10 protein-coding genes are annotated in these 12219 nt (G+C 47.7%); 4 read left to right on the top strand and 6 right to left on the bottom strand.

Annotated features, from left to right (window positions below):
- Positions 1-80: 80 nt before the first annotated feature.
- Positions 81-539: a DMT family transporter gene (locus FTU69_RS03810; RefSeq protein WP_016658510.1), complete on the bottom strand. Its 459-nt coding sequence runs from the start codon at positions 537-539 to the stop codon at positions 81-83.
- Positions 540-666: 127 nt separating this feature from the next.
- Between FTU69_RS03810 and hemW the strand changes: the two genes are divergently transcribed.
- Positions 667-1821: a radical SAM family heme chaperone HemW gene (hemW, locus tag FTU69_RS03805; protein WP_180087782.1), complete on the top strand. Its 1155-nt coding sequence runs from the start codon at positions 667-669 to the stop codon at positions 1819-1821.
- 89 nt (positions 1822-1910) lie between these two features.
- On the opposite strand, the gene FTU69_RS03800 is transcribed toward hemW, so the two are convergent.
- The 4 genes from FTU69_RS03800 to hemF form a co-directional block, all read right to left on the bottom strand.
- Positions 1911-3734 carry an acyl-CoA dehydrogenase C-terminal domain-containing protein gene (locus FTU69_RS03800; RefSeq protein ID WP_163141093.1) on the bottom strand — a complete coding sequence of 608 codons (1824 nt, stop codon included), beginning with the start codon at positions 3732-3734 and terminating at the stop codon, positions 1911-1913.
- A 409-nt stretch (positions 3735-4143) separates the two neighbouring features.
- Positions 4144-4932, bottom strand: a complete 789-nt coding sequence (aroE, locus tag FTU69_RS03795; protein ID WP_180103510.1) for a shikimate dehydrogenase — start codon at positions 4930-4932, stop codon at positions 4144-4146.
- A gap of 219 nt (positions 4933-5151) precedes the next feature.
- Complete coding sequence (locus FTU69_RS03790; protein ID WP_016658513.1) at positions 5152-5361, bottom strand: hypothetical protein; 210 nt, start codon at positions 5359-5361, stop codon at positions 5152-5154.
- A gap of 204 nt (positions 5362-5565) precedes the next feature.
- Positions 5566-6507: an oxygen-dependent coproporphyrinogen oxidase gene (hemF, locus tag FTU69_RS03785; protein ID WP_005180340.1), complete on the bottom strand. Its 942-nt coding sequence runs from the start codon at positions 6505-6507 to the stop codon at positions 5566-5568.
- A 235-nt stretch (positions 6508-6742) separates the two neighbouring features.
- Between hemF and hemN the strand changes: the two genes are divergently transcribed.
- Complete coding sequence (gene hemN / locus FTU69_RS03780; protein WP_180103509.1) at positions 6743-8116, top strand: oxygen-independent coproporphyrinogen III oxidase; 1374 nt, start codon at positions 6743-6745, stop codon at positions 8114-8116.
- A gap of 239 nt (positions 8117-8355) precedes the next feature.
- On the opposite strand, the gene ribA is transcribed toward hemN, so the two are convergent.
- Positions 8356-8958 carry a GTP cyclohydrolase II gene (ribA, locus tag FTU69_RS03775; protein ID WP_034598236.1) on the bottom strand — a complete coding sequence of 201 codons (603 nt, stop codon included), beginning with the start codon at positions 8956-8958 and terminating at the stop codon, positions 8356-8358.
- Between the two features lie 310 nt (positions 8959-9268).
- On the opposite strand from ribA, the gene dxs reads away from it, so the two are divergent.
- Together dxs and FTU69_RS03765 are read left to right on the top strand one after the other, a co-directional pair.
- Complete coding sequence (gene dxs / locus FTU69_RS03770) at positions 9269-11179, top strand: 1-deoxy-D-xylulose-5-phosphate synthase (protein ID WP_005180334.1); 1911 nt, start codon at positions 9269-9271, stop codon at positions 11177-11179.
- 112 nt (positions 11180-11291) lie between these two features.
- A complete protein-coding gene (locus tag FTU69_RS03765; protein ID WP_034597976.1) occupies positions 11292-12122 on the top strand; it encodes an inositol monophosphatase family protein in 831 nt (276 codons plus the stop codon).
- The last annotated feature ends 97 nt before the right edge of the window (positions 12123-12219 follow it).

Below are 12219 nucleotides of genomic sequence, written 5' to 3'. Positions count from 1 at the left end.
GTTGTTTTAATTCAAAACGTGTGCTGCCAAGCGTAGCCACAGTTATTACCCATATTCATCATGTGCTTAGAACAGAGCGATTAGCGTTGTAAAGTGAGAAGCACACCTATAAAAATCACCACGCCACCCAGAAGACGTTGCCAGTTGATGGGTGCTTTTTCTGTGCCCAGGACACCAAAATGATCGACCAGCATCGACATGGCAATCTGGCCAAACAGGATTAAACCGGTCAGGGTGAGATAGCCGAGTTTCGGTGCTGCATAAATACTTAAACTGATGGCATAGACCCCTAACACGCCGCCCAGCCACATATACCAGGGCAAATGGACGATCTCGTGCAGATTGGGTTTGGGAACCTGTTGAAAAAACACCAAAATAGCCAGCACTATTGTACCAACCAAAAACGAGAAAAGGGCAGCCTGCAAAGGAGAATATAAATATTCGCGTAGCTGGGTATTGATGGCGGTTTGCAGGGTCATGGCAATCCCGATCCCCATGGCCAGTGGCATTAAAAGCAGTAATTGCGAAGATATTTTCATCATTCTAACACGCTAATTCTTCTGTAATTTTTTCTAGTGTAGCGGTATTCGCTGTGAGATTTTATCGGTGTCCTGATGCAGTCATGTTAAAATATGCATCTTCCTTTGCTGTTTTTGAGCTTGTTCCTTGGCTGAATTGAATCCTGCGTCTGTGCCCTTGTCCCTCTATATTCACATGCCGTGGTGCGTGCGCAAGTGTCCGTATTGTGACTTTAACTCGCATGCCGTTCCGGATGGCAAACTGTCACTGGATTTGGAGCAGCAATATTTACAGGCTTTGGTCGCCGATTTTAATACGCAGCTGGAATTTGCCCAGGGCCGTGAAATTCACAGTGTGTTTATTGGCGGTGGGACGCCATCGCTGATTTCAGCAGTCGGTTATCAATGGCTGTTTACACAGCTTAAAGCGCTGTTGCCGTTTCAAGACGATTGCGAAATTACCTTAGAGGCCAATCCGGGCACCATTGAACATGATCCTTTTGCCGGTTATCTGGCGGCGGGAATTAACCGCCTGTCAATTGGGGTACAAAGTTTTAATAGCGATCATCTAAAAAAACTGGGCCGGATTCATAGTCAGAGCGATGCGCTTTCAGCGATTCACTTGGCGCGTGAGGCCGGCTTTCAGCGCATTAACGTTGATTTGATGCATGGTTTGCCGGAGCAGACTTTGGAACAGGCTTTAAATGATTTAAAGCTGGCGGTCGAGCAGGGTGCAACCCATATTTCCTGGTATCAGCTGACCATTGAACCGAATACCGTGTTTTTCCGCACCCAGCCGGTATTACCGGTCGATGAAGTGCTGGAAGCGATTCAGGAACAGGGTGAGGCCTATTTAAAGGCCAATGGTTTTATCAATTATGAAGTGTCGGCGTGGCGTAAAGAGCGACCTTCGGCACATAATTTGAATTACTGGCAATTTGGCGATTATCTGGCGATTGGCGCCGGCGCGCATGGCAAAGTCACCCGACCAGATGGGGTATACCGTTTCCAGAAAACCCGCCTGCCAAAAGATTATCTGGCCAAGGTGCCGGCCGAGCATGGACAGTTCAAACGGATTACCGCTGAGGAGATGCCGTTTGAGTTTATGATGAATGCACTGCGCCTGAATGCCGGTGTTGATGCGAAACTTTATGCAGAACGTACCGGTTTAAATCTGGATGATTTGGCACCGGTATTAACCTCACTACGTCAGCGCAAGTTGCTGGTGGAAGATGCCAACCGGCTAGCCTGTACCGAACAGGGGCATGTGTTTTTAAATTCAGTACTGGAAGAGTTTTTATAACAGCTCAAACTGTTGATCAGGATATTCACTGTTTTTACAGCATCCATAAAAAAGACCGCTTGCGCGGTCTTTTCTTTTTTGGCTTTGACTTAGTAGTCGAAGCTAAAATGTTCTGGTGCTAATGCTGTCATGGTTTTAGATGGATTGACCATCGCTTCGGCATGACCTTGGGTACGTGGCAATAAGCGTTCAAAGTAGAAATCTGCCACTTTGATTTTCGCTTTGTAGAACTCTGGGGTTTCTACGCCATCATTTGATGCCAGTTTGGCCGATGCAACGGCCGCCTGCTGTGCCCAGAAGTAAGCCATCATCACATAACCCGAGAACATCAGGAAGTCGACAGAGGCACTTGATACGATGTCGCGGTCTTTGCGTGCCGCCAGCATAATGCGTACAGTCAGGGCATTCCACTGCGCGCATAGCTTGGTTAAGTCCCAGGCAAAACGGCGCATGTATTTATTGCGAGCATGCTGACCACAGAATTTCAGAATTTCTGCGGTATAGTCACGAATCACTTTACCTTTTGAGGTCAGCAGTACTTTACGGCCAATCAGGTCAAGCGCCTGTACACCGGTGGTGCCTTCATATAGGGTCGAGATACGCGAGTCACGTACAATCTGTTCCATGCCCCATTCTTTGATATAACCATGACCGCCATAAACCTGCATGCCGTGGTTGGCTGCTTCATAGCCCATTTCAGTCAGGAAGCCTTTTAGAATTGGAGTATAGAAACCGAGGTGATCATCATGCTGTTCAAAGGCAGCAGTATCGCCACGCTCCAGTGCGTCGGTCATTTTGTCGGCAATTTGTGCGGCATGATAAATCATGGCACGACCACCTTCAGCAATAGCTTTTTGCGTCAGCAGCATACGGCGCACATCGGCATGGTGAATAATGGCATCGGCCACTTTTTCCGGATCTTTTTTACCGGACAGGGCACGCATTGACATCCGTTCTTTGGCATACGGTAAAGCACCCTGGAAGGCCAGTTCCGCATGACAGATCCCCTGAATCGCGGTACCAATACGGGCAGTATTCATAAAGGTGAACATGGCATGCAGGCCTTTGTTTGGTTCGCCAATTAAATAACCCACCGCATTGTCAAAGTTCAGCACCGCGGTTGCCGACGCGCGAATCCCCATTTTGTGTTCAATTGAACCACAGGTCACCGGGTTACGCTCACCCACGCCACCGTCTGCAGATGGCAGGAATTTCGGTACGATAAACAGGGAAATACCTTTGGTACCGGCCGGAGCATCCGGTAAACGCGCCAAGACAATATGGACAATATTTTCGGTCAGGTCATGTTCGCCGGCAGAAATAAAGATTTTGGTGCCTGAAATGGCATAAGTACCATCGGCTTGCGGTTCCGCTTTGGTTTTCACCTGACCTAAGTCAGTACCACATTGTGGCTCGGTCAAACACATGGTTCCTGACCAGGTGCCTGCCACCAGATGCGGCAGATAGGTATCTTTTTGTTCGTCTGTACCGTACTGGATAATGGTGTTGATACAGCCCACACTTAAACCCGGATACATCTGGAATGACCAGTTGGCTGTGCCCATCATTTCAGATTTAATCAGGTTTAACGACATTGGTAGGTTTTGACCGCCGTACTGTTCAGGATAAGATAGACCTTGCCAGCCGCTTTGCACAAACTGGTCATAAGCCTCTTTAAAGCCTTTTGGCGTTTTCACTTCGCCATTTTCAAAATGACAGCCTTCCTGATCGCCGGTCTGGTTCAAAGGAGAGAGGACATTTTCACAAAAATCAGCCGCCCCTTCGAGAATCATGTCGACTGTTTCTGGATCTGCTGCTTCACCGTTAGACAAAGTTTGATAATGTGCTGGATAGTCAAACACTTCATTCATTAAGAAACGAATGTCGTGTAAAGGCGCTTTATATGCTGGCATAACATTAATCCTGATTTAAAAATAGTTTTGGATTATCTGATCGGATAGTTTGATTATTCACATTGCGCATCAAAATACATTGATGTTGAATTCAGTTAAAAATGTCAGAAAAGCGAATCAATAGAATCTTATAGACGTGGGATCAGTTCTAATTTAGGAGAAAATCCTGCCCTTGTCACCACTGTTTTTTGTATTCTATTTATTTAAATTATAACAAAATAAAACATAAGTGAGCATGATCTAGGACCAAAGCCTAATAGCGGCAAAGATGTTTAAATCTGGGCAAATCGGTTGCCATATTTGTGTCATTAAATCCAATCATAATACGGGTTAATTGTGCAGCCCAAAGGCTAGGCATAAAAAAAGAACCGTGCAAGATCGGTTCTTTTTCTGGGCAAAATCGCAGATTTTAAAGAAAATCTTTTAAATCGGGTTTGACCCCATTCCAGATTGAAAACGATTCAATTGCCTGTCCGACCAGCATGCCAAAGCCTTCCGAGGTTGGAATCTGACGGGCCTTGGCCTGTTCCAGAAAACTGGAGGGCTTGCCATAGGCCATTTCATAGGCATGTTGAAATTGCAGCGCGTCCGGCAGAATTAAAGCAACGCCACTCAAGCTGGCCGATGTCGCATTAATGACAATGTCAAACTCGCCCGCTAGTGCATCCAGACCAATGGCGGACAGTTCGGCCTGTGGTACGGCTTGCTGCAAATCAGCCACCAGCTGTTCGGCGCGCGCCAGAGTACGGTTGGCAATCACCACTTTTTTGACGCCGGCCTGAACCAGCGGATAAATCACGCCACGGGTGGCGCCGCCGGCACCAATAATCAGAATTTCGGTATTGTCCAAATTCCAGTTCAGCGCACGAATGGCATCGACCAGCCCTTGACCATCGGTATTGTCCCCATGCAGCTGGCCATCTTGCATCCACAAGGTATTTACAGCTTTGGCGGTTTTGGCCCGTTCGCTGAGTACATCACACAAGGCAAAGGCCTGTTCTTTAAACGGCACGGTGACATTCATGCCCACCCCACCTTCGGCAAAGAATTCACGAATATTGGCTTCAAAACCATCCAGCGGTGCCAGGCGTTTGCGATAGACCAGATCAACCCCGGTTTTTTCGGCAAAGGCATGATGCAGTTCTGGAGAGCGGGACTGTTCAATCGGGTTGCCCACAACGGCAAATTGTTTGCGCATTTTCACATGATCCATGTGCTGAAATGCCCATCAATATACGCCAAATCGGGCAGGGGCTAAAGTCTGCAAATGATGAACAATTGGAATAAATCCAATAAGTAAAACGACACAATCGGGTGTCGGGCAGGGAATAGAGGGATAAGGTAAAAAAAGAAGAGAAAATTGAATAGAGAAAAATAAAAAGATGAAAAACAGTCTGATCTGTAAACCTGTGATGACTTAAGGATTACAGATATCCAAGATGGTATCTAAAACCAGTAAGACCGAAGTAAAAACCAGAGCAATCAGGGCAAAAACACTGGCCACAATCGACAGGCTGTCACTTAAAGGATGTTCGAAAATAAAGGTAATACTGAGAGAGCAGACTAGAAGACTGAGAATTAGCCAGAACAGCAGGCCTTTGTGTTGAGCAATAAAATTTTGCAGCATGGGAGCGTTCCTTAAATCGATACTGGCTTAATTCCATCTTTCGCCAGACGCATTAAACCAAGACTATAGAGTCTACTCGCTTTAAATGAAAGTCTTGTGAAGAGTTGGCGAAAAAGTGTATGCAAATATATTTAAACGTATGCGACTTGCAAGCGTATGTTGCAAGAAAAAAGCTACCGGTATTTGCGGTAGCTTTTTAGAAACTTATTGTAGTTCGCGTAGCCAGTCATGCGGCTTTAAATAATAGTCGGTGAGTTTTTTCTCTGCGGAATCGGCATCCCATTCCGGGCGATAACTCCAGCCGGCCAGGTTGGGCAAGCTGACCAGAATGGATTCAATTCGGCCGCCAGTTTGCAGGCCAAACAGGGTACCGCGGTCATAAACCAGGTTATATTCCACATAGCGGCCACGACGATAGAGCTGGAATTCACGCTGCGCTTCGGTATAAGGTTTATCCTGATTGCGTTTAAAAATCGGCAAAATCGCTTCCAGATAGCCATTGCCCACCGCCTGAATATACTCAAAGCAGGTATCAAAATCCCACTGGTTTAAATCATCAAAGAACAGACCGCCGACCCCGCGCTGTTCATCGCGATGTTTCAGATAGAAATAGTCATCACACCACTGTTTGTGTTCGGCATAGACTTGCTCGCCAAAGGGTGCACATAAATCATGTGCAATCTGATGCCAGGACAGGACATCTTCATCATTCGGATAAAACGGGGTCAGGTCAAAACCGCCGCCAAACCACCAGATCGGGTCCTGGCCTTCCGGTTCGGCCACAAATAAACGCACATTGGCATGTGAGGTCGGGACATTTGGATTTTTCGGGTGAATCACCAGGGATACACCCATCGCCTGCGCTTTGGCACCGGCAATACCGGGATGACGTTCAGTTGCCGAGGCAGGCAGTTTGGAGATGTTAATATGCGAGAACATCACCCCGCCTTTTTCAATCACGCTGCCGTTTTGTAAGACCCGGGAACGGCCACCGCCCCCTTCAGGGCGCTGCCAGTCATCAATTACAAATTCAGCCGTACCGCCGCCGGCCCGTTCCTGTTGTTCTAACGCGGCACAGATGCGCGCCTGTAAATCGAGAAGAAATTCACGTACGCGTTGAATATCAGCGGAGGTAGGATGCTGCATGATGACACTCATGAATAAAAAACAATAAGCACATCAAAGCACAGATTGGTAAAAAAATTAAGAGGGGAAGGGCTGCTGTGCGCTGCGCATGGCTGATCTAAGTGAAGAGGCAACAGCATGAGCTTCCCGATTCCCGACCAAAAGGCTAGGTTGAATTCCTGTTTTAAGCTCCGCACAATAGTGAATACGGGCCTTGTGCCCACCTCATAGGGTCAATTGCAGTGGAGCAATGTAGATGTTGAAACCGGCCAGTTCTCTCGTACAAAAATACAATGTTCCGGGACCCCGCTATACCAGTTATCCGACCGTACCGTATTGGGAAGAGGCCAGTTTTTCTCGCGAGGCCTGGCAGCAAAGTCTGCAACGCGCGTTTGCTGAATCCAATGCCAGCGAAGGCATCAGCCTGTATATCCATCTGCCCTTCTGCGAAAGTTTATGTACCTTTTGCGGTTGCCATAAGCGCGTGACCAAACGCCATGAAGTGGAGCAACCCTACATTCAGGCAGTGCTGAAAGAGTGGGATTTATATTGCCAGTTACTGCCAGACCGGCCGATGATTAAAGAAATCCATTTGGGTGGCGGCACGCCGACTTTCTTTTCTGTAGCCCATTTACAGCAGCTGATTCAGGGCATTCTGGCCAAAGCCACAGTCGCGCCCGAGCATGAATTCAGTTTTGAAGGCCATCCGAACAATACCACCCGCGAACATTTGCAGGCGCTGTATGATCTGGGCTTTCGTCGGGTCAGCTATGGCGTGCAGGACTATAATGAAAAGGTCCAGAAAGCCATCCACCGGATTCAGCCTTATAAGCATGTGCAACGTGTGACTGAATGGGCGCGTGATATTGGCTACACGTCAATTTCGCATGATCTGGTTTTTGGCTTGCCTTTTGAGAATCTGGACGATGTTTTAAATACCATTCAGCAGACTACCCGGTTAAATCCGGACCGTCTGGCTTTTTATAGCTATGCGCATGTGCCGTGGATTAAAGGCAATGGCCAGCGCGGTTTTAAAGATGATGATGTGCCAAAAGATGAACTGAAACGTACCCTGTATGAAGAGGGCAAGAAGAAATTGCTGGCGCATGGTTATCATGAAATTGGCATGGATCATTTTGCCCTGAAAAGCGATGCCATGTATCAGGCTTTTCAGCAGGGCAGTCTGCACCGTAACTTTATGGGCTATACTGCTTCCAAAACCCAGCTGATGATTGGCTTGGGGTTGTCTTCGATCAGTGATAGCTGGTACAGCTTTGCGCAAAATGAAAAGACCCTGGAAGATTATTATGCGCGACTGGAACAGAATGAAATTCCGGTATTTCGCGGGCATGTATTGACCGCTGAGGACCTGATGATTCGCCGGCATATCCTGAATTTGATGTGCAGCTTCCAGACCTCATGGGCCGAGCCAGAGATGCAGTTCCCGGAATTGCCTGAGGTGCTCAAGCAGCTGGAAGAAATGCAGGAAGATGGCTTGTTAACGCTGTTTGAGGATCATTTACAGGTTACGGAGCAGGGCAAACCGTTTGTACGTAATATCTGTATGGCGTTTGATTTGCGTTTAAAACGTAAAGTGCCGAGTACCCGTATTTTCTCGATGACGATTTAATTTCACTGAATCGGCACCTGATCTAACTCGTTATATCATCATATAAGTATGGGTGAATACAGGAAGCATTGATCTTACTTTTGACGGGGCAAAAGTAAGCAAAACCCCTCTATTTTGCTGAAGGGACGTCCCTGTCCCTCAGCAAAATGGCGACCTCCCTGTCGCCGGTCATCTAAATCAATATCGGGTATGGGATTCCTTAGATCTGAGAAGAATTGTTTTAAAACTAAAAAGATGACTTAGAAGTCATCTTTTTGGTACATATGTGCCATACGCTCATGTTTGGTCTTTAAATACTGCTCATTAAACGGGTTTAAACCCACCGTTAACGGCACGCGATCCACCACATTAATCCCTTGCTCACGGAGCGCTTCAATCTTTAGCGGGTTATTGGTAATTAACCGCACCGCTTTGACTTGCAGATGATCCAGCATAATGCTGCACATATCATATTGACGGGCATCGGCTGGCAGATTCAGCATTAAATTGGCATCTACCGTGTCATGTCCCTGATCTTGTAGGGCATAGGCGCGAATCTTGTTGGTCAGGCCAATGCCGCGTCCTTCCTGACGCAAATATAAAATCACCCCTTGTCCGGCTTCATTAATCAGACGCTGGGTGGCCTGTAATTGCGGGCCGCAATCACATTTTAATGAAGCAAAGGCATCCCCGGTTAAGCACTCGGAATGGACACGAACCAGTACCGGTTCGGTCGGGGCCTGTTCCAGACCTTTAGACAGTGCAACATGCTCTTCGCCAGTTTTCGGATCTTGAAATACAGTAATTTTAAATTCACCAAAAGCGGTTGGTAGTCTTGACGTTGCGACAAATTCTATAGGCACAGTTTTACCCGTTAAATTGTTCATGAATGCGTTAAAGTATAGCCTAATGCTCAGACATTAGTAGAATAGGATTGCTGAATTTCTGCAGAAGATTTTCTTTTTTGTAGAAAGCGAACGATAATAGTTGATAAATAGCAAGGTTATTCAGGATAATCTACGCCACCTAAACACTGCCCGACTGAAATCATTGCTCAAAACTACATCGCTAGAAATGTGGCTGATTGAAGATGGTACAATTCGACTATATGATCGAGTAACTCCCCCTTGACCTAGCTTAGGTTTTGCCAGGCTTTAGAAGGCTTTGCCACATATGTTGTATACAGAAATACCGACTCAACGCCCTGTAACACCGTTGCTGGATAGCATAGATCATCCACAACAATTACGTTTACTCGCGCAAAGCCAGTTAGCACAAGTGGCAGATGAGTTACGTCAATTCATTTTGTATGCAGCAGGGCAAAGTGGCGGGCATTTCGGTGCCAATTTAGGGGTCATCGAACTGACTGTGGCCTTGCATTATGCGTTTAATACGCCACATGACCGTCTGATCTGGGATGTCGGTCATCAGGCTTATCCGCATAAAGCCTTAACTGGACGCCGTGAACAGCTGACCACCATTCGAGCCAAAGATGGTCTGGCCGCGTTTCCGGCCCGTGAAGAATCTGAATTTGATACCTTTGGCGTCGGACATTCATCCACCGCGATTTCTGCCGGTTTGGGCATGGCGCTGGCTAGCCGTTATCAGCAGCAGCAGCGTGAAGTGGTGGCAATTATTGGTGATGGTGCCATGACCGCCGGCATGGCCTTTGAAGCCATGAATGATGCGGTGGCGCATCAGGCCGATTTAATGGTCATTTTAAACGACAATGATATGTCAATTTCCTGCAGCACCGGTGGTTTTGCCAAACATCTGGCGGCGCTGTGGCAGCGCGGCGAAAGCGTGCATATTGATGCTGCTGGCGAGGCCTATATCCAGCCACATCCCGAGTGGAACTACACCTCACGTTTGCATTGTGCTGCAACCGATGCGGCTGATAATTTATTTAAAGCGATTGGTTTTGATTATTTTGGTCCTTTTGATGGTCATGATGTTGATCAGCTGGTCAATGTATTCCAGGCACTGAAAAAGCGTAAAGGCCCGCGTTTAATCCACGTTTATACCAAAAAGGGCAAAGGCTTTGCCCCGGCAGAAGCGGACCAGATTAAATATCACGCAATTAGTAAAATCAACAGCAGCGCGTCTGCAGCAGCGGCACCTAAATATTCCGATGTTTTTGGCCAATGGCTATCTGATGAAGCTGCACAAGATTCACGCCTGCTGGCGATTACTCCGGCCATGTGCGAAGGTTCGGGCATGGTGCAGTTTGCCAAGCAATATCCGGAGCGTTTCTTTGACGTAGCCATTGCTGAACAGCATGCCGTGACCTTGGCGGCCGGAATGGCCTGTGAAGGTTTAAAACCGGTGGTCGCGATTTATTCGACTTTCCTGCAACGTGGTTATGATCAGCTGATTCATGATGTGGCGCTGCAAAATCTGGATGTCACCTTCGGTATCGACCGGGCCGGTCTGGTCGGTGAAGATGGTCCAACCCATGCCGGAGCCTATGACTATGCCTACATGCGCACCGTACCGAATATGGTGATCATGGCGCCGAAAGATGAAAATGAATGCCGCCAGATGCTACACACGGCTTATCATTATCCGGGGCCGGCAGCGGTGCGTTATCCACGTGGTAATGGCGTTGGAGTCGAAATTCAGCAGCAATTGAACCTGATGGAGATCGGTCAGGCAGAAATTGTGGCGCGTTTTAATGAACAGTCGGATGAGCAGATTGCCATTTTGGCCTTTGGTAGCCGGGTCTATCCGGCCATTGAAGCAGCACAGGCATTTGCAGCCCGGCATGACATTGCCGTGCAAGTGGTGAACATGCGTTTTGTGAAACCGCTGGATGAAGCCATGATTGAACGCCTGGCTGAAAACACCCAGCTGTTTGTAACCGTAGAAGAACATGCAGTGATGGGCGGCGCGGGCAGTGCCGTCAGTGAATATCTGGCCAAGGCTCAGCTGGTCAAGCCTATTATTCACTTAGGCCTGGATGACAGCTTTATGCAACAGGCCACACATAGCCAGATGTTGCAGCAGGCCGGTCTTGATGCCGCCGGTATCGAGCAGGCCATGACCCAGGCCTGGAACAAGCTGACCGAGAGCGTTTCATCCTGAACCAATAAATTTTAGAAACATTTATTCCCCAAAAGCCCCAATATTTGCTAAAATGTTGGGGCTTTTATGCATTATTCTTTATCAGTATCTTCAAATTTGTAGTGGGTGTTCAATGGAACCTATGGTGGTGATGGCTGCGCGTGCGGCTCAAACAGTTGGTCAAGAGCTTTTAAAAGCGCATCAGAATCGTCATAAACTCGATCTACAAGTCGAAGAAAAAGGAATTGATGGTCCAGTAACGCGTGTTGACCGTTACCTGGAACAGTTGACCATCGATACCCTACGTAAAAGCTATAAAAATCACAGTTTCTTGGGTGAAGAGTTCGGTCTGCAAGAAGGTAAAGGTCATGACGCCGATTGGTGCTGGGTGATCGATCCTTTAGACGGTACGCTTAACTTCATCAACGGTTTTCCGCATTTCTGTATCTCTATTGCTGTTCAGCACAAAGGCGTGACTCAGCACGGCGTGATCTATGATCCAGTCAAAGACGAATTGTTCTCTGCCAGCCGTGGTCGTGGTGCCATGCTTAATCAGCGCCGTATCCGCGTGAATGTTAAAGACAGCCTGGAGAATACGTTCCTGGCTGTGGGTCATGCTTACCGCGCCAAACGTAATGGTGAAGTGGTGTCGTATGCCAAAAACCATTTCGAATCATTATTGAACGTGACTGAAGCTGGTGCGCAATATCGCCGTGCAGGTTCTGCTGCGCTGGATCTGGCTTATGTGGCAGCTGGCCGTTTAGATGGCTATTTCGAGCTGGGCCTAAAACCGTGGGATATCGCAGCGGGCGAGTTAATCGTCAAAGAAGCTGGTGGTACTGTAGTGGATGCACGTGGTGGCAGCGATTCTATGGACAATGGTCAGGTACTTGCGTGTTCTATGAAAATGCTGAAGCCTTTAATGAAGGCAGTAGTACCTGCCTGGGGCGACGCGGCAAAATAATAGACGCATTGAGTGAAATGACAAGGCTTGCTCCCAAGCCTTAAAAAACAGCCCGCCCAGTCGGGCTGTTTTTTTTTGCCTGTTATTTGTGCTTGAT

The sequence above is a fragment of the Acinetobacter sp. YH12134 genome, from assembly GCF_013418555.1.
Lineage (GTDB): Bacteria > Pseudomonadota > Gammaproteobacteria > Pseudomonadales > Moraxellaceae > Acinetobacter > Acinetobacter indicus.
The sequence above is the reverse complement of the archived record's forward strand: the minus strand, read 5'-3'. Positions and strand labels throughout refer to the sequence as shown.